This window comes from Mycobacterium yunnanensis (assembly GCF_025823185.1).
GTDB lineage: Bacteria > Actinomycetota > Actinomycetes > Mycobacteriales > Mycobacteriaceae > Mycobacterium > Mycobacterium yunnanensis.
In genome coordinates this window covers 299616-323868 of the sequence record NZ_JACKVK010000013.1, presented here as the reverse complement: position 1 = coordinate 323868, position 24253 = coordinate 299616, and the positions used below count along the sequence as shown (strand labels likewise).

Here is a 24253-nt window from a genome sequence, read left to right as displayed (position 1 = left end):
ATCATGTCAATCAGTAACGAAGGCCGATCAGCGTCGGTCGAGGGCCGCATCCTGGACGCCGCGGCCGACTGCGTGCTGGCCTTCGGTGTCGACCGCGTGACCCTCGCCGAGATCGCTCGCCGCGCGACGATCAGCCGGCCCACGGTGTACCGCCGCTTTCCCGACACCCGGTCGATCCTCGCCGCGCTACTCACCGCGCGGATCACCCGCGCGCTGGATTCCGTGCCGAGCACCGGTGTCGGCCGCGTCCCGCTCGTGGAGCGCGTCGTCGGTGTCGCCCAGGCGATCCGGTGGGACGACGTGGTGATGTCGGTCCTGTATCAGGACCCGAACCTCGCGATGTCGTATCTGTCCGAACGGCTTGGCACCAGCCAGCAGATGCTGCTGGACACCGTCGCTGCAGAGATCCGGGCCGCCCAGGACCAGGGCAGCGTGCGATCCGGCGACGTCAGACAACTCGCCGTGATGTGCCTTCTGATCACGCAGTCGACGATCCTCGCCGCACACATGGTGGAGGCGATCCTGCCCTCCGACGACCTGGTCGCCCAGTTGACCCTCGCCTTGAACGGATACCTCGCACCATGAGCACTCCCACCCCGTCGGCGGCCCTGAACGCCGACCGTCGCACCGCCGACCTGACCGCCCTCGGCGACGGTGGACGGGTCGACGTGGTCGTCATCGGCGGCGGCATCACCGGCGCCGGCATCGCACTCGACGCGGCCTCGCGCGGGCTGTCGGTCGTCCTGGTGGAGAAGCACGACTTGGCCTTCGGCACCAGCCGCTGGAGTTCGAAACTCGTACACGGCGGACTGCGCTACCTCGCGACCGGCAACGTGGGCATCGCCCGCCGCAGCGCCGCCGAACGCGGAATCCTCATGACCCGCACCGCTCCCCACCTCGTCACGGCGATGCCTCAGCTGGTACCCCTGCTGCCGTCGATGAGTGCCACCTCACGAGCCCTGGTCCGGGTCGGGTTCGCCGCCGGCGACGGGTTGCGCAAGCTGGCGGGCACGCCCGCGTCGACCTTGCCCCGGTCACGCCGAGTCGACGCCTCCCGCGCCGTCGACCTGGTGCCGACGGTGCGCCGCGACGGTCTCGACGGCGCGTTCCTCGCCTACGACGGCCAACTCGTCGACGACGCCCGCCTGGTCGTCGCGGTCGCCCGCACCGCCGCTCAGCACGGCGCCCGCATCCTCACCCGCGTCGCCGCGTCGGATGCCACCGGCACCTCGGTGCGCCTGACCGACCAGTTGACCGGCGAGACCCTCGACGTGACCGCGCGTGCGGTGCTCAACGCCTCCGGTGTGTGGGCAGGCGACGTCGACCCGTCGATCACGTTGCGTCCCAGTCGCGGCACCCACCTGGTGTTCGACGCCGCGGCCTTCGGCAATCCCGTTGCCGCGCTGACCGTTCCGATCCCCGGGGCGACCAACAGGTTCATCTTCGCGATGCCGGAGCAACTCGGTCGCGTCTACCTCGGGCTCACCGACGAGGAGGCGCCCGGACCCATCCCCGACGTGCCAGAACCCACCCCGGCCGAGGTGTCCTTCCTGCTCGACACCGTCAACACCGCGCTCGCGGTCGCCCTGGGACCCGAGGACGTCGTCGGTGCCTATGCGGGGCTGCGGCCACTGATCGACAATGGACCGGGTCCCACCGCGGACGTCTCGCGCGAGCACGCGGTGGTGGAGTCGGCCACCGGGGTGCTCAGCGTGATCGGTGGCAAACTCACCGAATACCGCTACATGGCCCAGGACGTGGTGGATCGTGCGGTGGCGCGTCGGGGGCTCACGGCGGGGCCATGCCGCACCGCCGACCTACCGCTGGTCGGTGCGCCCGCCAACCCGGGGGCCGCGCCAGGGTCCACGGCGGGGCTGCCGCCGTCGCTGGTCGCCCGCTACGGCGCCGAAGCGCCCAACGTGCTCGTCCAGGCCACGTGCGAGCGCCCCGGTGACGCGGTGGCCGACGGAATCGACGTCATCCGAGCGGAATTCGAGTACGCGCGAACCCACGAGGGGGCGCTGACGGTGGACGACGTCCTGGACCGGCGCACCCGCATCGGGTTGGTGGCATCCGATCGAGCCAAGGCGATCGGGGCCGCCATCGAGTTGCTCGGATGACCGGCGATGAGTTTTACGCGCGGCGGGTGTCCACACCAGCATGAGACGACTGATCACCAACACGTTCCTGACCCTCGACGGCGTGATGCAGGCGCCGGGCGGGCCCGAGGAGGACGCCGACGGCGCATTCGATCACGGCGGATGGTCGGTGAACTTCTGGGACGACCACGCGAATCAGGTGATGGGCAAGACCATGGGCGTGCCCTTCGACCTGGTCCTGGGGCGGCGCACCTACGACATCTTCGCCGCGCACTGGCCGCGGGTCTCCGACGACGAGGGCGGCAAGCCACTCAACGAGGCCACGAAGTACGTGGCCTCCCGGCACCGGCCCGCCCTGGACTGGCAGAACTCGGTGCTTCTCGACGACGACGTGCCGGCTGCGGTCGCGGCGCTCAAGGCCACCGACGGCCCCGAGTTGCAGGTGCACGGAAGCGCCGACCTGCTGCAGACGCTCATACGCCACGGCCTGATCGACGAGTACCGCCTTTGGACGTTCCCCGTGGTCGTCGGCACCGGCAAGCGACTCTTCGCCGACGGCGTCGTCCCCGGGGCTCTCGAGCTGGTCGACAGCTCGGTGTCCACGACCGGCGTGGTGATCGGCACCTACCGGCCGGCAGGTGCCCTCACGGTGGGTTCGTTTGCGCTGGAGTGACTTACAGCGGGATGTTCTTGTGGCGACCGCGACGTGCCGGCGCCTCGGCCAGCGCCTGGGTGAGCACGCTCCGGGTGTGCGCGGGATCGATCTTCGCGTCGACGACGCCGATCTCGATGGCGCTGTCCACGCCGCCGGCGATGCGCTCGTGCTCGGCCGCCAGCTGCTCGTGCAGGGCTTCGCGGTCCTCGGGCGCGGCTGCGGCCAGGGTGCGCTTGTGCAGGATGCCGACCGCGGGCTTGGCGCCCATGACGGCGACCTCGGCGTTGGGCCAGGCGAACACCTTCGTCGCACCCAGCGACCGTGAGTTCATCGCAATGTAGGCGCCGCCGTAGATCTTTCGCGTCACCAGCGTGACGCGCGGGACGGTGGCCTCGCCGAAGGCGTGCAGCAACTTCGCCCCGCGACGCACGACGCCACCCCACTCCTGGTCGACGCCGGGCAGATAACCGGGCACGTCGACGATGACGACGATCGGGATGCCGAACGCGTCGCACAGGCGCACGAAACGCGCTGCCTTCTCGGCGCTCTCGGAGTTCAGGCAGCCGCCGAGACGCAGCGGGTTGTTGGCGAGCACGCCGACGCTGCGGCCGGCCAGCCGACCGAGGCCGACCACCATCGACGGCGCCCACTTGGACTGGAACTCGTCGAACGGCGCGTCCTCGTCGAGCAGAGCCGAGATGAGCGGGTGCACGTCGTAGGCGCGACGCGCCGAGTCCGGCAGCAGCGCGCGCAGGTCGGAGTCGCCCGCCTCGGCCTTGGTGCGGTCGAAGTGGCCCTGCTGGCAGAACAATCCGACCAGCCGGCGGCCACGCTCGTAGGAGTCGGCCTCGTCGTCGGCGACGATGTGGCAGACGCCGGACTTCTTGTGGTGGGTGTCGGGTCCACCGAGGGACGCCATGTCGACGTCCTCACCGGTGACGCTTCGAACGATGTCGGGTCCGGTGACGAAGACGCGGCCCTCGGGAGCCATGATGACGACGTCGGTGAGTGCAGGCCCGTAAGCCGCTCCGCCAGCGGCGAATCCGACGACGATGGAGATCTGCGGGATGTAGCCCGACGCCCTGATCATGGCCTCGAACATCAGTCCCACGGCGTGCAGGGCCTTGACGCCCTCGGCCAGTCGGGCGCCACCGGAATGCCAGATGCCGATGATCGGGGCCTGCTCTTCGATGGCCGTGTCGTAGGCGTTGACGATGTGGGCGCAGCCCTCGACACCCATCGCGCCGCCCATGACGGTGCCGTCGGTGCAGAAGGCGATGGTGCGCACGCCGTTGACGGTGCCTGCGGCGGCGAGCACGCCGGAGCGATCGCGCTCGTGGAGCAACTCGACGCTGCCCTCGTCGAAGAAGGCGCGCATGCGGAGCAGGGGATCGCGCGGGTCGACCGTCTCGTTCACGTCGGGTGCCTTGTCCGGGGTGGTCATCGTCATCTCGTGCTCCTAGGTCTCAGTACTTCCCGAAGGCGATCGCGACGTTGTGCCCGCCGAATCCGAATGAGTTGTTGATTGCGTATTCGTAACTGCCCCTGCGTGGTTCGCCGGCGACCACGTCGAGGTCGATCTCTGGATCGAGGGTGTCCAGGTTCAGGGTGGGTGGGATGACGCCGTCCCTCAGGGCCAGCACGGTGAGGATGGACTCCACCGCACCGGTCGCGCCCACGGAGTGGCCCAACGCCGATTTCGGTGCGTAGACCGCGGGGCGGTTGGAGCCCAGCGCGTTGTTGATGGCCTTGCCCTCGGCGACGTCACCCACTTGGGTGCCCGTCGCATGGGCGTTCACATGGTCGATGTCGCCGGGTTGCAGGCCGGCCAGCTGGATCGCCCGCGAAATGGCTTGGCCCGCACGATCACCCGTGGGATCCGGGGCCACGATGTGGTAGCCGTCGGACGTGATCCCGGCACCCATCAGTCGCGCGACGATGTTGGCGCCACGTGCCTTGGCGTGCTCCTCGGTCTCGATGACCATCAGACCGGCGCCCTCACCGAACACGAAGCCGTTGCGGTTTTGGTCGAACGGCTTGCAGGCACCGGCGGGGTCGTCGTTGGTGGTGGACAACACGATTCGCATCTGTGCGAATCCGGCGATCGGCACCGCTTCGATTCGGGTCTCGACGCCGCCGCAGATGGCGACGTCGGCGTTGCCGAGGACGATATTGCGCCAGGCGTTGGCGACGCCCTCGCTGCCGGAGGCGCAGGCGGAGGTCGGGGTGATGACGCCGGCCTTCGCGCCTCGGTCGAGGGCGACCGCGGCGGCGGGGGAGTTGGGCACGTACTTCTGCACGGCCAACGGGTCGACCGCCGAGTGGCCCTTGTCCCGCATGCCGTCATAGGCGTAGAGCAGCTCTTCGATGCTGCCCGTGCCGGTACCGATGGAGACCATCAGCCGTCGTCCGTCGACCTCGGGTGAACCTGCGTTCTCCCACGCCCGACGACCGACGACGACGGCCATCTTCTGCAGATAGGACAACCTGTCGAGTTCCTCGGGATCGAGTTCGCTCTCGAAGTCCTCCAGCAGGTGCCCGCCGATGCGCACCGGAAGGTCGTACAGGTCGACGAAGTAGTCATCCAGCGTGCGGATGCCACTCTCGCCGTCCTGCAGTCGCTTCCAGGTGCCCTCGGTGTCGGTCGCCATGGCAGTCGTCATCGCGAATCCGGTGACGACCACATTGGGGAGACCGCTCCCCGTGCTATGACGGGTCAACTCTGCCAATCCTCTCCGTGCCCAGGGTGCTTAGTAGCGCCCGAAGGCCAGGGCGACATTGTGTCCACCAAACCCGAACGAGTTGTTGATGGCGTACTGGTAGTCGCCGTATCGAGGCTCACCCGCGACGACATCGAGATCGATCTCGGGGTCGGGTGTCTCGTAGTTCAGCGTCGGCGGGATGACGCCGTCACGCAGCGCCAACACGGTCAGGATCGACTCCAGTGCGCCGACGGCGCCGATGGAGTGGCCCAGTGCCGACTTGGGGGCGTACACCGCGGCCTCCTGCACCCCGGCGTTGCGGATGGCGTTGGCCTCGGCCACGTCACCGATCGACGTGGACGTGGCGTGCGCGTTGACGTGGCCGATGTCCGACGCCGAGAGGCCCGCCGTCTCCATCGCCCGCTTCATCGCGTGCCCGGCCCGAAGACCGTCCGCCGCAGGAGCCACCATGTGGAAGGCGTCCGACGAGATGCCGGCACCCATCAACCGGGCCAGCGGCTTGGCGCCGCGTGCCTTGGCGTGCTCCTCGGTTTCGATGATCATCATCGCGCCGGCCTCGCCGAAGACGAAGCCGTCGCGATTCTTGTCGAACGGTCGCGACGCACCCGCGGGGTCGTCGTTCTTGGTCGACATCGCGCGCATCATCGAGAACGCCGCGATGGGCAGCGCCTCGATCATGCCCTCGACACCGCCGCACACGGCGAAGTCCGCGTCGCCCATGACGATTTGGCGCCACGCGTGGGCGATGGCCTCCGAACCCGACGAACACGCCGACACCGGCGTGATGACGCCGGCGCGGGCGCCGAGTTCGAGGCCGACCACTGCAGCCGCACCGTTGGGCATGATCATCTGAACGGCAAGCGGGGACACCTTGCGGGGCCCGCCCTCGTTCATCGCGTCATAGGTCTCGACGATCTTCTCGCCGCCACCCAGCCCGGTGCCGATCACGACCGAGAAACGGTCGGGATCGACCTCGGGTCGTCCCGCGGACTCCCACAGGCGGTTGCCGACCCACTTCGACATGCGCTGCACGTAGGACATGCGACGCAGTTCGAGGCGGCTCATGAGCGGATCGAGGGGCTCCGCGAGGTGCCCGCCGATCTTGACCTGCAGGTCCCACTTGTCGACGAACGGGTCGTCGAGGACGCGGATACCGCTTTCTCCTGCCAGCAAGCCCTTCCACGTGCTCTCGATGTCCGGAGCAATAGAAGTAGTCGCCTCGACGGCAGTCACCACCACGCTGGGGAAACCGCCGTTAGCAGTGGAAGGACGGGTCACGAGGTGAACTTGTCGCGCAGCGCTGCGGCAGCTTCGGGGTTTTCTTCCTCGAGCTTCTGGATGTAGGCGACGACGTCACCGACGGTGCGCAGACCGGCGAGGTCCTCGTCGGGGATCTTCACGCCGTACTTGTCCTCGGTCTGCACGGCGATCTCGACCATCGACAGCGAGTCGATGTCCAGGTCGTCGACGAAGGACTTCTCGGGGGTGACCTCGGACGGCTCGATGCCGGTCACTTCTTCGATGATCTCGGCGAGACCGGCGATGATTTCTTCCTGGCTGGCGGCCACGATGGCTCCTTCTATTCGGTGTGTTTCTCGGTGCGTCGGCACCCCCTGGTGGACTGCCGACCTGAGCGTTCTGGCTTAGAGCTCGGCGAGCCCGTCCAGGTCTGCGGGGGTCTTGACGGCGTACGTCGGTATTCCCCGAAGTTCTCGTTTGGCGATGCCCACCAACGTCCCCGCGGGCGGGAACTCGACGATGGCGGCCACCTCGCGCTGGCGGATGGTGTCGGTGCACAGGTCCCAACGCACCGGCTGGGTGAGCTGGGCGACCAACTTGGTCATGGCGTCCGACGCCGACGTCACCGGCTGGCCGTCGGCATTGGACAGCAGGCTGGCGGTGGGGTCGTTCGCGGTGACCGCGTCGGCGGCGGCGGAGTAGCCGTCCAGCGCCGAGGCCATGAAGTGGGTGTGGAACGCGCCGGCGGTCGCGAGCTTGCGCACGCGGGCCTTGGCAGGCGGATCCTCGACCAGCTTGTCGAGTGCCGAAATGGCGCCGGCGGCGACGATTTGCCCGGCGGCGTTGCGGTTGGCAGGCACCAGGTCGAGTTGGTCGAGACGAGCCAGCACCTCGGCTTCGTCGCCACCGAGGACGGCGGCCATGCCGGTCGGCTCGACCGCGCAGGCCTTGGCCATTTCGGATCCGCGGGTGGCGGCGAGGCGGACGGCGTCGTCGGCGTTCAGCACCCCGGCGATGGCGTAGGCCGCGATCTCGCCGACCGAGTGTCCGGCCACGACGGTCTGTGCACCGGAGAGCAGGGCACGCCGTTGGAGTTCTTCGTGCGCCAGCAGGGTCGCGGCGACGACGAGGGGCTGGGTGACCGCCGTGTCGGTGATCTCCTCGGCGGTGGCGGTGGTGCCGAGCCGCGCCAGGTCGAGGCCGATTGCCTCGGACCACGACGCGATGCGCTCATCGGCGCCGGGCAGTTCCAACCACGGCGAGAGCATGCCGGGCGTCTGCGAACCCTGTCCGGGTGCGAGCAGCGCAAGCGTGGGTGTTTGGGGCACGGATTAAGAGAACACTGTGAAACCGGTTCTGTGCGGTGTAAGAGAATATGAACATAGTCTTATGTTTTTGTGGAGAACCTACAAAACTGCATGTGATGGGACGTCAACGAGACCGGATTGCGACCGGCAGGCCGGTGCCCAAGGCAACGTCACACGCAGTTCACAGGGTGGCGTGGGTCACCGGTGCCTTCGCCGCGCTGGCGTGCGTCGTCTGCCGACCAAGCCGGCCGACGGTGGTCGCCACCCGCAGTACGTAGGCGTCGCGGGGGAGCATCGGATCGCGACCGGTGAAGTCGGCGATGCGTTTGAGCCGGTAGCGGACGGTGTTTGGATGAACGAACAATTTGCGCGCACAGGCTTCGATCGCGCCCCCGGAGTCGAGGTAGGCGTCCAGGGTTTCCGTCAGCGCCGGTCCGGCCTCGGCCAGCGGGCGCATCACGTCGGAATCCAGTGCGGCGATCGCCGACGGGTCGCCCAACAGCGCCCGCTCGGGGAGGAGTTCGCGGGCCGACACCGGTCGCGGTGCCCCGCTCCACCCCGCCACGGCGTTCATGCCGGCGATGGCCTCGGCGGCGCTGTAGTGGGCCGCCACCAACGACGCTGCGAACGGGCCGATGACCACCGGCTCGTCGGCGAACACCCCGAGGAGTTCACCGAGGAACTTGTCGGTGGGCGTCAGGTGGCCCGAGACGATGGCGACCAGCCAGGTGCCGTGCACGTCCGACAGGGCGGCCCGGCCGTGGCGGGTGACGATCTCGTGGACGTCCTCGCTGGCGAACTCCGAACGGCCCGGCCGCGGAAACCCGACGAGCACGGTCGCCGGCGCGGTCGTGTCCCAGTTCAGCGCGGCGGCCTGCGACTGCAACTGCGGTCCGATGTTCCCCCGGACGACCGCGTCGACGACGTCGGCCTCCATCCGGGTGTCCCAGGCCCCCCGTGCCTCCGCCGCGTCGGCGTACCCCGACGCGGCGGCGAACGCCAGGTTGCGGCTGTAGCGCAGGATGCCGACGGTCAACGCCGTCTTCTGCTCGTCGTTGCGCGCCAGCAGCGGAACGGCCTCCTCGAAGTGCTCCATCGTCACCCGGACCATGTCGACGGTCTGCCGCAGGGCGATCCGGCGGGTCAGCTCCTGCGGAACGAGCGCGAACGCCTCGGCGGTGTAACCGACGTCGCCGCGCGGGTCGCGCATCCACTCGGCGAAGTTGACGAGCGCGGTCTGCACGACCAGCTGGACGCTGGCGCGCTGCGACGTCTCGAGGTCGACGAAGAAGGTGAGCCGCTCGCCCATCACGTGAACCGCCTCGGTGGCGAGGCGACCCGAGTACTGCTTGATGCGGCGGACGAGCGACTCGGGCACCGACTCCAGGAGTTCGAGCGACTGGGCACGCTCGTCGGCGAGCGGTTTGTCCGGCATCCCTAAAAGATACGCCCGTTTACTGGTGGAAACCTCTAAGTGGTGGCACGGCTCCCGCATCGGGTGTGCGGGGAGATCGCGATCTCGCGTCGATCTACGATCTCGCCGCACACCCAACGGGCTGGAGCGGGTCAGGCGCCCGGGCCGGGGTCCGACGTCTGCACCGGCGCCGCCATCACGTCGTCGATCTGGTACTGCTTGGCCGCTGCCACCGCGACCGACGGGTCGATCTCGCCGTCGCGCGCCAGAGCCTCGAGGACCGCCACCACGACCGACTCGGCGTCGGTGTTGAAGTACCGGCGCGCCGCGGGCCGGGTGTCGGAGAACCCGAAGCCGTCGGTGCCCAGCGTGACGTAGGTGTTGGGCACCCACGGCCGGATCTGCTCCGGCACCGCGCGCATCCAGTCCGACACCGCGACCACCGGGCCGGCCGTCGACTCCAGCGCCTTGGTGACGTAGGGGACCGGTCCGGATCGATCCGGGTGGCGCAGCCGTTCCTTCTCCACCGCCACGCCGTCGCGGTTGAGCTCGCCCCAGCTGGTCACCGACCACACGTCGGCCGCGACGTCCCAATCCGCTGCCAGCAGATCCGCCGCGCGCAGCGCCTCGGGCATCGCCACCCCGGACGTCAGGATCTGCGCGACGTTCGATCGCTTCTCCTTGGCCGCCCGGTAGCGGTACATGCCCTTGAGGAGGCCCTCGGCGTCGAGGTTCTCCGGTTCCGCCGGCTGGACGTAGGGCTCGTTGTAGATGGTGATGTAGAAGAAGACGTTCTCGGCGTTCTCCCCGTACATCCGGGACAGCCCGCTCTCCACGATGTGGGCGATCTCGTAGGCGAACGCGGGGTCGTAGGCCACGACGGCCGGGTTGGACGACGCCAGCAGCAGGGAGTGGCCGTCGGCGTGCTGCAGACCCTCACCGGTCAGCGTGGTGCGTCCGGCGGTTGCACCCAGGACGAAGCCGCGGGCCATCTGGTCGGTCGCCGCCCACAGGCCGTCGCCAGTCCGCTGGAAGCCGAACATCGAATAGAAGATGTAGATCGGAATCATCGGCTCGTTGTGCGTCGAGTACGACGTGCCGACAGCGGTGAACGACGCCGTCGAACCGGCCTCGTTGATGCCCTCGTGGAGGATCTGACCGACCTCGCTCTCCTTATACGCCAGCATCAGCTCGGCGTCGACGGAGGTGTAGAGCTGCCCGTTGCGGTTGTAGATCTTGAGGCTCGGGAACCACGAGTCCATGCCGAACGTGCGCGCCTCGTCGGGGATGATCGGCACGATGCGCTTGCCAATCTCCTTGTCGCGCAACAACTCCTTGAACGTGCGCACGACCGCCATGGTGGTGGCCACCGGCTGCTTGCCCGACCCCTTCTTCAGCGATTTGTAGACGTCGGTGCCGGGCAGGGGCAGCGCCTTGGTCTTGTTGCGCCGCTCGGGCAGGAACCCGCCGAGTGTCCGACGGCGGTCCAGCATGTAGCGGATCTCCGGGGCGTCGGGACCGGGGTGGTAGTACGGCGGCAGGTACGGATCCTTCTCCAGCGCCTCGTCGGAGATCGGGACGCGGGTGGCGTCGCGGAAGCCCTTCAGGTCGTCCAGCGCCAACTTCTTCATCTGGTGGGTCGCGTTGCGGCCCTCGAAGTGATGGCCCAGCGTGTAGCCCTTGATGGTCTTGGCCAGGATGATCGTCGGCTGGCCCTTGTGCTCCATGGCCGCCCGGTAGGCCGCGTAGACCTTGCGGTAGTCGTGGCCGCCGCGCTTGAGGTTCCAGATCTCCTGGTCGGTCATCGGCTCGACGAGGGCCTTGGTGCGGGGGTCGCGGCCGAAGAAGTGGTCGCGGACGTAGGCGCCGTCGTTGGCCTTGTAGGTCTGGTAGTCACCGTCGGGCGTGGTGTTCATCAGGTTCACCAGCGCGCCGTCCTTGTCGGCGTGCAGCAACGCATCCCACTCGCGGCCCCACACCACCTTGATGACGTTCCAGCCGGCACCGCGGAAGAACGACTCCAGTTCCTGGACGATCTTGCCGTTGCCGCGCACCGGCCCGTCGAGGCGCTGCAGGTTGCAGTTGACGACGAAGGTCAGGTTGTCGAGCGCCTCGTTGGCGGCGACCTGAATGAGGCCCCGGCTCTCGGGCTCGTCCATCTCGCCGTCGCCGAGGAATGCCCACACGTGCTGGTCGGAGGTGTCCTTGATGCCGCGGTCGGCAAGGTAGTGGTTGAACCGGGCCTGGTAGATGGCGTTCATCGGGCCGATGCCCATCGACACCGTCGGGAACTCCCAGAAGTCGGGCATGAGCCGAGGGTGCGGGTAGGACGGAATGCCGCCGCCGGGGTGACTGTGCTCCTGACGGAACCCGTCGAGCTTGTCGGCGGTCAACCGGCCCTCGAGGAACGCGCGGGCGTAGATGCCGGGGGAGGCGTGGCCCTGAATGAACACCTGGTCGCCACCGCCGGGGTGGGACTTGCCGCGGAAGAAGTGGTTGAAGCCGACCTCGTAGAGCGCCGCGGAGGAGGCGTAGGTCGAGATGTGGCCGCCCACACCGACTCCGGGACGCTGGGCGCGGTGCACCATGATCGCGGCGTTCCACCGGATCCAGGCGCGGTACCGCCGCTCGACGTCCTCGTCACCGGGGAACCACGGCTCCAACTCGGTGGGGATCGTGTTGACGTAGTCGGTGGACGTGAGCGCGGGAATGGCGACCCGTTGTTCGCCAGAGCGCTCCAGTAGGCGCAACATCAAGTACCGCGCACGGGCCGGTCCGGACCGTGCCAGTAGATCGTCGAAGGATTCCAGCCATTCACTGGTCTCCTCCGGATCGATGTCTGGCAAGTACGAGGCGACACCCTCGCGAATGACGCGGACCCGGTCGGGTTCGCTTGCGGTGCCAGAGTTTTGGGCCAGGTCTTGGCGCGCGAACTCGGTGGTCAACTGCAGCTCCTCGGTAGACGTGATCGGGAGCTCGTGGCCCCGTCACCCGTGATTTTCGTCGTGATCTCTAGCGACGTGTCCATCGTGCCCCTATCGTGCCGTAGATGTTCGGGCGGGGTTGGGCAAGCGAGTGAACCGACGGCGGGTCTGAGCAACCGGTAACGTCTGACGACGTGAGGACTTGGCGGGCTGCCGCACGAGCGCGCGCCATTGGCCTGGTCGCCGGGGTCTCGGCGGGGCTGGCGATGGTCGTCGTCGGCTGCACGTCGATCACCAACGGCAACGCCACCGCCGACGGCGTCGAGGCCCCCGACTACCGGGCGTCGGTGGCGTCGTCGGTCGCGGTGTCGGAATCCGAGCACCAGGTGGCGGTGACCAAGGCTGCGGTGCACAGCTCGTGCGATGCACTGTCGTCGAGCACCGTGGCGGCCATCGACGCCGTCAACGACTACGTGAACGCCTTCAACGCCGACGCACCCGACGCACCGGCCAAGATCGGGCCGGCAGTCGACGCCCTCAACCGCAGTGCCGACCAGGTCGCGGGCAGTTTGTCCGGTCCGCTGTCACCGGATCTGACCAAGGTCCTCAACGCGTGGGCGGACTCCGCGCGACAGCTCGCGACGGTGCTGAGCGGCAACCCCGGACCCGACGAGTTCAACGACGCGATCGGCCGACTCAACGACTCCAAGACTGCCGCTGGGGCCGCCTGCGCGGCGGCATATTGATGCTTCCGTGCGCCAGGCGTCGAGCGAACGCCGATGGCGTGCGACGATAGGTAAAAGCTGACACGCCGGCTGAAGGAGGAACAGGTGGTTGCGGCGGACTCGCCGAACTACGCCCGAAAGCTGGGCATCGAGAAGAATCAACTCGTCCAGGAGCTGGGCTGGGACGAGGACACCGACGACGACATTCGGTTCGACATCGAAGATGCATGTGGTTCCGAGCTGCTCGACGAGGACGCCGAAGACGTCATCGACGTGGTGCTGCTGTGGTGGCGCAACGACGACGGCGACCTGGTCGACCGCTTGATGGACGCCATCACGCCGCTGGCCGAAGACGGCGTGGTGTGGGTGGTGACCCCCAAGACCGGGCACTCCGGCCACGTGAAGCCCTCCGACATCGCCGAATCCGCGCCGACGGCCGGTCTGATGCAGACCTCCTCGGCCAACCTCGGTGACTGGATCGCCAGCCGGCTGGTGCAGCCGAAGTCCGGTCCCACCGGGCGCCGCTGACCACCGTGCTGGACGTGGGCGCCCCGGCGCCCGACTTCGCGCTCAAGGATCAGAACGGTCGTCCCGTCGCTCTGCGCGAGTGCCGCGCCGCCGCCGACGTCCTCCTGGTGTTCTTCCCACTCGCGTTCACCGGCATCTGTCAGCGCGAGCTCGACGACGTTCAGGAACGGCTGACCGGCCATGACGACGTCAGAGCCCTGGCGATCTCGGTGGGGCCGCCCCCCACCCACAAGGTCTGGGCCACCCAGAGTGGGTTCACCATTCCCCTGCTGTCGGACTTCTGGCCCCACGGCGCCGTCGCGCAGGCCTACGGCGTGTTCAACGCCGACGCCGGATTCGCCAACCGGGGCACCTTCGCCGTCGACCGCTCGGGTGTCGTCCGGTTCGCCGCGACGAACGCACCGGGGGAGATGCGCGACCAGACGGTCTGGGCCAGGGCCTTGTCGGCCCTTCGGGACGGCTGAGGAGGATTTCACCTCCCGGTGCTCGGCCGTGTAACTTGGCCGAGCACGGGCGTGTAGCTCAGTGGTAGAGCTCTGGTTTTACACACCAGCGGTCGTGGGTTCGATCCCCTCCGCGCCCACCACGTAGACGCAGGTCAGAGCGCTTCAAGCTTCAGTAGGTCCAATTTCAAAACCCACGGTTGTGCCAAGAGTGTGCCAAGAGGCTCGAACTCTCGTGGCAACAAGGACACGGCCTGAGTCGACACACTGCGTGCAGTCCGCGATTCCCGGGCGTGGTCGAAGCCATGTGAGATGCTGCCGCGATGGGGGTGGACCAGCCGAAGGTTGTGAAGGATTGTGCAGGCGCCTTTAACCTATGGCTCACGGCGCTGGCTGTTCTCACTGCCGCGGCAACTTTCGCCATCAGCCTCATCCCGCCGGGCAGTTTGCTCGTCGCGGTTCGCGTCCTGGCGGGCTGCCTCGCTGTGGCGACCGCTGTCGTCGGGTATTTCAAGTTCAGGAACGAGCGCGCGTTCAAGCGACAGCAGGAGGCGGAGCGGGTCTCGCTCGATCAAGCCCTTCATCTAGCTGATATTCGGGTTCGCCGGGTGCTAGCAGGCTGGTGAAGGCCTCGCCGGCGGGGCACCGCGTGGCGGGGGTGGCAACGATGTCGAGGCGACGTGGGATCGTGGCATCAGTTTCTCGCACATCCAGAGGAACCCCGCCGGGTCGACCTTTGCACCAATACCTCGTACGCACTCTGCAATAGGCACCCCGCCGCGGACGTCGCCGAACGGGTCTGGTTGCTCCAACGTGGGGCGCTGATAATTGATTGCGGTGAGGTACATGCCAGCGGAGTTGACAATCGGTCCCATGCCCGCGTCCCGTGCACGCAGCTTTGATTCGTTTTTCCAATAAGGGCGAACGTTGCTCAAGAATATGTCGACGTGTGTCGCCTTCGATTGCGCTGGAGCGGCGACAATCGCGTGCAAGGTCGCCTTCCTCTTCATTGTCGGCATCGGAGCGGACGGAACACCTTTGACAAACATGTCCGATGTCGCCGAGAATCTCGCAACGTGAACGGTGCGCTTGTTCACGGCGCGGCCGCGAAAGAAGAGCGGCAGCTGGTGGTTCTCGGAAACTGACCAACCACCACCGTGTGCGATTGCCTTAGCCGCCGGTCCTAGGTGCTCGAAGTCGAGCCGAAAATGTTGCTTTCCAACATGTCTCGGATCAGGACCGTGCAAACTGACCTTCGTTAGCTGGAGCGGCTTGTAAGTCGTCTTGAGATAGAACGACGTGGTAGACCACTCCAATATCCACGTGTACCCAAACACACCCGTGGCGCTGTCGAACATTGCGAAGACGATGGCGTGCTGGTCATCCATACTTCCGGTGTGCATAGAAGTAGAACCGTACCGCCCCGTAGAGCGAAGAACGGGTCAATGCCGGGACGGATTACACCAGCGACGCGCCGATTGTCGGAGTCCTGCGAGAGGATCGTGGCAGGGTCACACTCCGTAATTTGGTCAGCGATCGTCACCACGTTGTCGAAGACGACAGCGCGGTCTGGCAGTGATCGGAGGACCGTTTGCGATAGACCCTTGGTCCCGAAAAATTGGCGCTTGCGCCCCCTCTTTCAGCGCCCAGTCAGTATGTGACGAAACTGGAAATGCTAAGGACACCGTCTTTTTTAGACTCGGCCCCACAGCTCGAATCCGACTGATGCCGACAAGAGCGCGATGGCTACCACCTGGAATCCCAAGCTGAAAGCGACAAGGGTGGCTTTCGTGTTATTGCCATTCCGTAAGCTGCAAATCGTACTGACTTTTTTGCTCAACATCGCACGAGTTGCATCGTCCGCTCGCCGGGCCCACTCGGCGTCGTCGCGGGGAAGGCTTCTCAGACCGTCCTGGCTCAGTACCGCGTATCTGAAGCCATAGGTCTGCACGAATATCGCAATGACCGCCGAAAGGACGAACGCGACTAAGGCAGCAAGTAGCAGGATCACCGAGCAGCGGTCGGCATAAACATGATCCTTGCCGGTGACAATCACAGTGAGACCAAAGATTAGGGTCAACAGGGTCCCGCTAGACGTCAGAAGTGCCGAGCCCCTACTCTCCAAGGTCTTGCGACGATCAAATTCAGCGGTAAGCAACTCACTGGCCATAGCCAGATAGAGCTGCCCAGCGGGGGATACGGGGTCAACCGGTTCACCCGCGACGACGTCGGCGTTCGGCATCACCGTCACCTTGGCTGCCCTTTACATTCTCTTCCGGCCAAGGATCCCTCCACGGTTCAACGGTGATCGTGGTGGGCGGAGGAGGTGGCGGCAATTGCGGCGCGGGCCTCTCGTTTTCGCTCTGCTCGCCAGTTGTCACTTCGTCCCTCACTACATCCCGAGCAGCGCCCGCTCTCCAACACAACACTTACATACAGATTCTCCCACCCATACAGACCCGGAGAGCGTCCGACACACTCACTGGGTGCGGATGGCGGGCACGACATAGCAATCCTGCGCATCGCGAATTGCTGCGGGCTAGTGGTCTGGCGTAGCAGCTCAGCCTGTAGGCGGTACGACGCCATGAATTTCATACTCCTGCTTGAGGTCGGCTTCGAGCGGCACTAGACGCTTCTCCCACACAAGGTCTTTCAGCAAGTCGACGACCTTGGCGAATTCCAGAATCGCCGACTCCGGCGGCATCATCGTCGTTGTCACGCTGCCTTGTACCTCGACCACTTGCCCGTCGGCGTCGACCATGGCGGTAACGGCTACGTGTTCGAGCTTCTTGTCGACCCGGTGGGCAATGTGCTTGTCGCGCCAGTGGAGGGCCTCGTCGTGGCGTGCGCGTTGAAGTGGCGTTAGCGAGTTCAGCAGCGGCCCGAGCAATGCGGACTGCCGCCCGGGCTTGAAACCCCGGCAGTATGCGACGACGGCGCCGTCCCACATCGCGCGGCGACCGTACATGTTCGACGGCTTGTTTGGAATGAAGTTGCGGTCATGCAGCGCCTGCCGGGCACTCAGCAGGTCATACCAAACGGACCACCAGTCGGCATATTCCCGGGCTAGCGGGCTCATGAGGACAATCCCTCGATACTTCTTGGCCACGGCTCCTCTATTCATCGGACCCTCGAACAACAGCTGATCGCAAAACTCGTTGGTCGTAGAGTCGACTAATGTGCAAGACGCTTGCGCCCACCCAGTCCACTGGTGTTCACCGTTGCGCCATGGCTGAGCAGCCGAGGTGCCCTCTGGGGGCGAGCATATCGACAGCGGGTTCGACTTTAAGCTACCGTCCACGACCAGCCGGGCAGTTCGTCCAAGCGTCGACGCCGCTCAGGGTCTCCGCCACCTCGATTAAAAATCGAACGTTGCTTCTGGACCCAGCCGCCAAGCGCAAACCCGTCGACAACATACGACCGCGGAACGCGGGCGTCGCCGTTGTACCTCACATAGTCGACCAGGATTGAGTAGCCCTGATTCCACTGATCAGCGAACGGATCCCAGGACCAACCGGGAATTTCATTTAGACGCTGAACGCGCTGAGGGTCCAATGCGCGCAGTTTGAATTTGGCTCGCTGACCAACAACCCAGATGCCGAGTTTGCGACCGTCCATCTCGAATGAAGACGGAACCCGGGGATTTCCTTGAGTCTTCACATACCGCAGCAGCAACGAGTAGTACTGATCCCACTGGCCCTCGCGTGAGTTCCACGTCCAACCCGGCAACGCTGTCAGCAGATCCTCGCGTTCTTTCGCCAGGGCCCCTTTGGTATGAGCCACGCGTTGGTTCCCGACCCAAGCGCCTAATTGGAAGCCGCCAACCTTAGTGGAACGTGGTATGTCCGCCGAACCAGTTTCCTCGGCATATTCCAATAGCCGTTGGTAGGCGTCGTCCCACTGGCCGGCTCGGGAGTCGAACGTCCATCCGGGCAATTTCAGCAGGCGCTCTTGCCGATCAACGGTTAGCGTCCCTGCTTTGTAGCTGTTGCGCTGAGTGTTGACCCACGCTCCAAGCCGATAGCCATCTTCCGTCTCAGTCCACCGCGGAACTCGGGCATGACCATACTGGATCACGTAGGCCAGCATGTGCCGAAAGCCGTCCTCCCACTTGTCGCTGAGGGCCTCCCACTTCCAACCGGATAACGCTTCTAACCGTCGTTGACGCTTAGCGTCGAGATTTCCCCGCGAATGCTTCTGGCGTTGTACGTGCACCCAGGATCCAAGGTTGAACCCGTCGATGATGCAACTTTTGGGAACGCGGGCGTTACCGCGCTGCTCCACATAGTTGCTCAGCCGTCGAAAGCCCTCCTCCCACTGATCACTGAACGGGTCCCACGTCCAGCCTGGCAATGCCTCCAAGCGTCGCCGCCGATCTGCGTCGAGCAATCCGCGGCCGAATGCGCCGCGCTGCTTCTTAACCCAGGCGCCGAGGTTGAATCCGTCTGCTGTGTGTGAACGCGGTACGCGGGCATCCCCGTTGCTCGCGACGTAGTTCGCGACCTGCTTGAAACCATCTTCCCACTGATCGGTGAACGGGTCCCACGTCCAGCCGGGCAGCTCCTCTAGGCGGGTTTGTCGGTCCGGAGCGAGTGAACCTTTCGCGAATTCTCTGCGCTGAACCTTCACCCAGCTGCCCAATTGGAACCCGTCGAAGTTGTACGTCACGGCAACGCGTGCATCGCCGTATTGGTTTACGTACTCGACCAGATTGGTGAAGCCTTCCTCCCATTGCGTCGCCCGTGTATCCCATGTCCAGCCTGGCAATGCAGAAAGGCGGCGCTCCCGATCTGCTTCCAACTCGAGGTCGCCGTGCAGCTGACGCTGCCACGTCACCCACCACCCAAGCCGATACCCGGAGGAGGTAACCAAGCTCGTTGGAACGAGGGCGTTACCTTCGCGCTCGACATAGCGCAGGAGCTGGCGGAAGCCTTCCTCCCACTGCTCCGACCACTGATCAACCCAGTAGTCTTTGATCGGATCCCAGGTCCAGCCTGGGACAGCCTCAAGCGCGTCTCGACGTTGCGGCTTTAGCACACCCTTCGCGTGTTGCGTGCGTTGATTCGCCACCCAAGCGCCGAGGCGGTAGCCATCGATGTCGTCATCCGCGCGCACTCGCGCGTGACCCGTCTCGTTGACGAACTGCTCTAGCAAACCGAACCAGAACTCCCACGACACCGTGGTCCGCTCGACGAGGCGCACGTCGAACGCCGCGGCGAACTCCGCGCCGACCTTGGACGGTACATTCACATGGATCTTGCTAGGCAGTTTCACCCGCGCCCCGCGCCGGCCGAGCGCGCGGCGCAATTCGTCAAGCTGCTCACCCAGTTCCTCGTCGTGGGAACGGAGCGCTTTGATGACATCCCAAACCGGTCTGAACGCCGAATCATCTAGGGCCACTTCAGGATCTTCGTCAGTATCGATGAAGACAGGGATGACGATGGTACCGACCGTCTTGTCGTCGGAGTTGCGGATCGCTCGGCCGACCGCCTGAACGATGTCCACCTCGGAACGGCGGGGGTCTACAAACGCCACCCCGTCGAGGGTTGGCACGTCAATACCCTCAGCGAGGCAACGCGCGTTTGCGAGAAGGCCGCGCTCCTCGTCTTCGAGTCTGGCGAGGTGGTACAGGCGAACCTCACGGTCGCCGGCGGTCATATTGCCTGACGCGTAGTCGGCCCACAGCCGGCCTTTTGGCCGCTGTCTTGCCGGCATCCACGCGATGACATCCGGCATCGACCGGGCAAAATCCCGCGCTCGATTGACCCGTGAATGAAAAGAGATCACCCGCTGCAAGTCGTATTTGCGCATAGCCTTCGCCAACCCGATCTGACCGGCGAGCGTACGGGCATCCGTCTTCCTCGGGGTGGCGCCGTCTAGGACGACCAACTCACCACGCTCTGCCCACTCCCTGTATGTGGCGTCATCCACACCGACGATGACGACCTGGTAGTCGCTGAGCAGCTTGAGTCCGATGGCTTCGCCGAACGGCAATCGATGGAAGACCGTTCCGAAGACCTCGTCGTTGTCCATCGAGGCGATCTCGTACTCGGCCTCCATGGCTTCCCGAACCAGCCGCCCGGTGAAATAACGTGGCGTCGCCGTCATGAACAACCGCCGCCTTGCGCGGATCTTCGCTACGTCGAGAACAGTGGCGAAGTCCGACGACACCGGACCGGCGCATCTGTGTGCCTCGTCAGCCACTACCAGATCGAACTTTGGAACACGGCCCAGGGCAAAGGCTTTGGCGACCTGCGGCGAGGACTGGTAGGTGGCGAACACCACCCGACGGCCCGAGCGGCGCCGCAAAAACCCGGCGATCTCCGCCGGATCCGTCGTCACCGGCAGACCCAGGTCACTCGCATGCGCGAGCGCGACATCATCGCCGACAACGGTGTCGTCAGAACACACCGCCTGAAACTCGAAGCCGGTCGTTTTGTTAGCAGTCCATTCCCGCAGCGTCTGTTTCAGCAGCGACAGCGACGGCAGCAGAATCAGCGTCCGCTCGGCATCCAACTTTTCCTTGATGAACAGCGCGGCCAACGTCTTGCCCGTCCCGCAAGCCATGATCAATTGCCCGCGATCGGCGCTCTGAAATCCTTTCAGTACGTCCCTGATCGCGTCCCGCTGATGCGGGCGTGGCTTCTTTGGTTTTACCGGCTTGGCAACCGTCAACCGTGACGGGGAGGATGGCCAGTCCACCTGCGCAGCCTCCAGCGCCGAGAGATTTAAAAAACTGGCGGTGCCCTGCCCTTGAATGGTGCGCTCGGCGATCTTGTCGATCAGATTCGTCGTGGCGATCAATAGCCGAAAGCTAAAGATCGGCCGGCCAGCTTCTGCAAGGAACTTGTTCACATCCCTCTTCGTCACCCGATAGGCAGGGTCGTAAGCCTTGGCCTGGATTGCCCACAGATGCCCGTCGTGGTCCTCAGCGACCAGGTCGATCCCAGCGTCGATGCCCCACCGGCGCGGCCACTCATCCCACAGCCACACCTGCCGAAGCTGCGCGGCATAAACCGGATCATTGGTCAAAAACCATTGACAAATGTGTTCAAACTGCTTGCCCCTGCGGTTATTGCTGGCCTGGTCGAGGTTCATCACTAACGCGGCAAAGTTCCCCATGAGCAGAGCGTATGGGCTACGCCTGACAAGTTCGAGAATCGCGCCCGCTGTGACCTGAACTCTGCCAACGCGCGTCATGCGACACTGCTAAGACGTATATCCAAGGTTCGCCGGGGCGGTGCCCGAAGAGCCGACTTCGCGGCTGTCGCGACGTTTCACAAGGCGTGAAACGTCGTGAGGTACGCGAGTAGCTGCTGACAACATCGCTGTATCTGAGCGACGGTCAGGGCGCTCAGAGGCACCGGCGAAAGCGGGGATCTGCTGACTGAATCCGGCGGATCGGCGCTTCGTTAGTAGCCGACTCTTAATTTGCGGGTCTGTGGTGCGAAAACCTGACCCTTGATCGGCGTGGTGACCACAGTCCTGACGACAACGCTTACGGCAGTTGCGCGTCCCCGACGCCGACACCATTGCCCTGGGAACGCGAAACGCCTATTCAGGGCCACTGCCTGGTCTTGGCAGTTTGCGGGTCGTTCGATAGCGGAGCATCGCGTTGTTGTCGGCCATGAATAGATGCTGCAAAGACATTCGCACTGCTGGCTGTACTTCTTCGCCGAGACTTCGTTGCCAGGATCATTTGGTTATCGGTAGGTAGAAAGAGGGATCTGTTGAAAATAGCGATCAATTGCAGGGCACGACGACTGATGCGGTCGCGGAAACGCCAGTGACCGAATTTAGCAGGTGTGGTCTCTCGCGCGACGGCTGTGCGTCGCAAGTCTTAGGGCAAGTATTTCCTGCCGCTATCCTGCCGCCTCCATCAGCTACCAACTGCGGAGCCAACGCTCGTCACGACTGTGGCTGCTGTGGTGAAAACGATAGAAGCAATCAGAAACCGCCCGGACGGGTTCAACTTCTCAAGTGCCTCAGCGAGTTTCGCGATCCCGCCAAAGTCGACACCAGCACCCTGAGCCCTGATCGGCGTTCCGTTGTCGTCTGGCCTAGCTAGTGTCTCGCTCGCGTTTTTGGCTGCGTCTCTTAACTTTGTTGCCGCGTCTCGATCGTTGAAGGCGAAGAAAATTGCTAGTCCAAGCGTGCCTGCAGCCGCGATGATGCAGAAACCGGTTACTACGCAGGCGGTGGTCATCCAGCAAGCCCCGAATGCACGGGCCGTGGCAGGTGTCTGATCCGCATCGCGATCCCCGCGATCTCTTTAGGAAAGCTGGATACCGGTACGCCTTCAGGGACGTAGAGCGTCGCACGGTGATGGTCTGCGTCGAACTGCCAGGTCAGCAGTTCACCACGAGCCATGCGGCGTCGCGCATACGCTGCGACCGCCTTCTCCGCGTTCATCGCAGAACGGCTCCCGTCGCCTGTAGGAGGTAATCGATGTCCTGTATCAGTGAGTAGACCCCAGGGTAACCGCCAACCACCTGGCCAACAACGTGACCGTCTGCGTTACAGACAACCGCGCCGGAATCTCCGCCGGTGGAGATCGCGTGCATCGTCATCATGGTTTCCCCCCAGACGCCGAACGATGGGTCTGGGCCAGCGAACGGCGCGCCGATCGTTTCCAACTGAGAGCTCAGACCTGAGGTGACGGCTCCGTAGGAGGTTACGACGTCTCTAATTTGTGCGATACCTGCCGAAAGGCCCGTCGAGGAAAAGGTGTCCGAAGTGTCTACGACGCACACATCGGGCACTTCCATGGTGGGGGTGACCCTCTGTCCATATTGGTCGTATTCGTAACACATTCTCTGGCTGACCATGCCGACGTAAGCACCATTTGACGTGTATGCGTGCACCGGAGAATTGCCGATTAGTGCGCTGATGTGCCCTGCACTTAAGACTCCAGCTGTGCCGTTGCAACTTATAGATGCTCCGAAAGTGCCCGGACCGACCGATCCGCCGCAGTGTGCTGCGTCGATGGGACCGATCTGGGCTACGGGGCGAGGAACTGCTGTGACTTTGATGTAGTTGAAGTGCGAAACAAATTCGGTTAAATGGCCTTGAGACAAGACGTCGTAAAAATGCTTTTCAATCTGATCACCAAAATAGTCCTTGGACTTCATGCTGAAACCGCCGCCCTCGGAATACATGTAAGCGCGTCCGGCAACGGGTTGCTCCCACCCAAGTGTCACCGATGCAATTACTCTTCCGTCGTCCCCGGAGCCGTATCCAATCCCTAGAACCTCCGACGATTCGCTAAGCATTTTGCGCAAGATTCGAAGGTCATGGGCCAGCTTTGGGTTTTCGGATGCCAGCAATTGAGACGCGCGCACGAAAGCCGACGATACAGGGTGAGGCAGGGAAAGGCCTGCTCTCCACGCCTTTCGTAACCTCGTCTTGACGAATCTGAGTACGGGCTTTGACTGTCAAGCGAACGTATCCCCGGTGGTGCGCCGTACTCTGCGTGGTTCATGCATTCGGAGTTTTCGACTGGCCTGGGTGTGCAACGTGAACTCGGCTGCCCAGATCTCGTGGAAGTCTCTCCACCCGTCGTGCCTCGCCCACCCATTACGGTCCCGTTCTCCGCGTAGACGTCGCCGGTGCCGTCTGGGGCGGAACGTGATGGATCCACTACTCCCGCAGGCCGCCATGATGCGGAAGCCGGCGGAGTGCTGGCGCGATGGCAGACCGGCGAGGGCCAGATTGAGTATGAGAACTCAGTCACCATCGGGTTGCAGCGGCGGCACGCCGGTGCATCGCGATTTGAGCCGCTAAGAAAGATCGGTGGCGCAGGCACGCAACACCGCCGAGCCGCAGCACTCGACGATGGATGGTGTCCGCATAGGGGCTTTGCTTGCAATTTTGAGTACCGTCGGGCGACGTTTCACCACGCGAGTAGAACGGCTGCGGCGAGCGTCCGACACCTGCGACCCCATGGTAGGGCCGCTCGCAGTAGGACTCGAATGAGGCGTTTCTGGTTGGCGAACGGTCGTACTGTCAGCCGTTCAACAGAACCCCCGTTGTGTGCCAAGAGTGTGCCAAGACGCGCGCAAACAGCATGAGATTGCAGGGACGAGTAGGACGGCGGAATACCGCTGAGCTGGACATATTTAAAGACCGTAGGCACGCTGAGACGGCATAAGTGCTGGCCAAAGGCTTTTACACACCAGCGGTCGTGGGTTCGATCC

21 protein-coding genes and 1 tRNA gene are annotated in these 24253 nt (G+C 64.7%); 8 read left to right on the top strand and 14 right to left on the bottom strand.

Annotation, left to right across the window (positions count from 1 at the left end; genetic code table 11):
- Genes H7K45_RS25175 through H7K45_RS25165 form a run of 3 tightly spaced genes read left to right on the top strand, consistent with a single transcriptional unit; the run spans position 1 to position 2772 of the window.
- Positions 1-585 (top strand): TetR/AcrR family transcriptional regulator, encoded by a 585-nt coding sequence (locus H7K45_RS25175; RefSeq protein WP_263999312.1) that lies wholly within the window; start codon positions 1-3, stop codon positions 583-585.
- Positions 582-2120: a glycerol-3-phosphate dehydrogenase/oxidase gene (locus tag H7K45_RS25170; protein WP_263998795.1), complete on the top strand. Its 1539-nt coding sequence runs from the start codon at positions 582-584 to the stop codon at positions 2118-2120. The genes H7K45_RS25175 and H7K45_RS25170 overlap by 4 nt, the downstream gene beginning before the upstream one ends.
- Before the next feature lie 40 nt (positions 2121-2160).
- Positions 2161-2772 (top strand): dihydrofolate reductase family protein, encoded by a 612-nt coding sequence (locus H7K45_RS25165; protein WP_263998794.1) that lies wholly within the window; start codon positions 2161-2163, stop codon positions 2770-2772.
- Between the two features lies 1 nt (position 2773).
- Here the strand turns inward: H7K45_RS25165 and H7K45_RS25160 are convergent, their stop codons facing one another.
- The 7 genes from H7K45_RS25160 to aceE form a co-directional block, all read right to left on the bottom strand.
- The gene (locus H7K45_RS25160; RefSeq protein ID WP_372512663.1) at positions 2774-4198 is read right to left on the bottom strand and encodes an acyl-CoA carboxylase subunit beta; all 1425 of its coding nucleotides are present in this window, start codon (positions 4196-4198) and stop codon (positions 2774-2776) included.
- A gap of 22 nt (positions 4199-4220) precedes the next feature.
- Positions 4221-5483 (bottom strand): KasA/KasB family beta-ketoacyl-ACP synthase, encoded by a 1263-nt coding sequence (locus H7K45_RS25155; RefSeq protein WP_276070514.1) that lies wholly within the window; start codon positions 5481-5483, stop codon positions 4221-4223.
- Positions 5484-5504: 21 nt separating this feature from the next.
- Complete coding sequence (gene kasA / locus H7K45_RS25150) at positions 5505-6755, bottom strand: 3-oxoacyl-ACP synthase KasA (protein ID WP_263998790.1); 1251 nt, start codon at positions 6753-6755, stop codon at positions 5505-5507.
- Positions 6752-7045, bottom strand: coding sequence for a meromycolate extension acyl carrier protein AcpM (gene acpM / locus H7K45_RS25145; RefSeq protein ID WP_263998789.1), 294 nt, complete (start codon positions 7043-7045; stop codon positions 6752-6754). The genes kasA and acpM overlap by 4 nt, the downstream gene beginning before the upstream one ends.
- 75 nt (positions 7046-7120) lie before the next feature.
- Positions 7121-8044, bottom strand: a complete 924-nt coding sequence (locus H7K45_RS25140) for an ACP S-malonyltransferase (protein WP_263998788.1) — start codon at positions 8042-8044, stop codon at positions 7121-7123.
- Positions 8045-8204: 160 nt separating this feature from the next.
- Complete coding sequence (locus H7K45_RS25135; protein ID WP_263998787.1) at positions 8205-9458, bottom strand: PucR family transcriptional regulator; 1254 nt, start codon at positions 9456-9458, stop codon at positions 8205-8207.
- A gap of 131 nt (positions 9459-9589) precedes the next feature.
- The gene (aceE, locus tag H7K45_RS25130) at positions 9590-12382 is read right to left on the bottom strand and encodes a pyruvate dehydrogenase (acetyl-transferring), homodimeric type (RefSeq protein ID WP_263998786.1); all 2793 of its coding nucleotides are present in this window, start codon (positions 12380-12382) and stop codon (positions 9590-9592) included.
- A 173-nt stretch (positions 12383-12555) separates the two neighbouring features.
- On the opposite strand from aceE, the gene H7K45_RS25125 reads away from it, so the two are divergent.
- The 5 genes from H7K45_RS25125 to H7K45_RS25105 all read left to right on the top strand — a co-directional run bounded on the left by H7K45_RS25125 (position 12556) and on the right by H7K45_RS25105 (position 14683).
- On the top strand, positions 12556-13107 hold the full coding sequence (locus H7K45_RS25125) for an Rv2240c family protein (RefSeq protein WP_263998785.1): 552 nt from the start codon (positions 12556-12558) through the stop codon (positions 13105-13107).
- An 84-nt stretch (positions 13108-13191) separates the two neighbouring features.
- Positions 13192-13614 carry a DUF3052 domain-containing protein gene (locus H7K45_RS25120; RefSeq protein ID WP_263998784.1) on the top strand — a complete coding sequence of 141 codons (423 nt, stop codon included), beginning with the start codon at positions 13192-13194 and terminating at the stop codon, positions 13612-13614.
- 5 nt (positions 13615-13619) lie between these two features.
- Positions 13620-14078 (top strand): peroxiredoxin, encoded by a 459-nt coding sequence (locus tag H7K45_RS25115; protein ID WP_263998783.1) that lies wholly within the window; start codon positions 13620-13622, stop codon positions 14076-14078.
- Between the two features lie 47 nt (positions 14079-14125).
- A tRNA-Val gene (locus H7K45_RS25110) sits at positions 14126-14200 on the top strand.
- Positions 14201-14380: 180 nt separating this feature from the next.
- Complete coding sequence (locus tag H7K45_RS25105; RefSeq protein WP_263998782.1) at positions 14381-14683, top strand: hypothetical protein; 303 nt, start codon at positions 14381-14383, stop codon at positions 14681-14683.
- Here the strand turns inward: H7K45_RS25105 and H7K45_RS25100 are convergent.
- The 7 genes from H7K45_RS25100 to H7K45_RS25070 all read right to left on the bottom strand — a co-directional run bounded on the left by H7K45_RS25100 (position 14669) and on the right by H7K45_RS25070 (position 23188).
- Entirely contained in the window at positions 14669-15445 is a 777-nt protein-coding gene (locus H7K45_RS25100) for a hypothetical protein (protein WP_263998781.1), read from the bottom strand. The two genes, H7K45_RS25105 and H7K45_RS25100, sit on opposite strands and share 15 nt — an antisense overlap.
- A gap of 305 nt (positions 15446-15750) precedes the next feature.
- Positions 15751-16299: a hypothetical protein gene (locus tag H7K45_RS25095; protein WP_263998780.1), complete on the bottom strand. Its 549-nt coding sequence runs from the start codon at positions 16297-16299 to the stop codon at positions 15751-15753.
- Between the two features lie 318 nt (positions 16300-16617).
- Positions 16618-17166, bottom strand: a complete 549-nt coding sequence (locus H7K45_RS25090) for a hypothetical protein (RefSeq protein ID WP_263998779.1) — start codon at positions 17164-17166, stop codon at positions 16618-16620.
- Positions 17167-17342: 176 nt separating this feature from the next.
- Positions 17343-21179, bottom strand: a complete 3837-nt coding sequence (locus H7K45_RS25085; protein ID WP_263998778.1) for a DEAD/DEAH box helicase — start codon at positions 21177-21179, stop codon at positions 17343-17345.
- Between the two features lie 757 nt (positions 21180-21936).
- A complete protein-coding gene (locus tag H7K45_RS25080; protein ID WP_263998777.1) occupies positions 21937-22263 on the bottom strand; it encodes a hypothetical protein in 327 nt (108 codons plus the stop codon).
- A complete protein-coding gene (locus H7K45_RS25075; protein WP_263998776.1) occupies positions 22260-22469 on the bottom strand; it encodes a hypothetical protein in 210 nt (69 codons plus the stop codon). Before H7K45_RS25075 ends, H7K45_RS25080 begins: the two co-directional genes overlap by 4 nt.
- Complete coding sequence (locus H7K45_RS25070; protein WP_263998775.1) at positions 22466-23188, bottom strand: hypothetical protein; 723 nt, start codon at positions 23186-23188, stop codon at positions 22466-22468. The genes H7K45_RS25075 and H7K45_RS25070 overlap by 4 nt, the downstream gene beginning before the upstream one ends.
- Positions 23189-24253: the final 1065 nt, after the last annotated feature.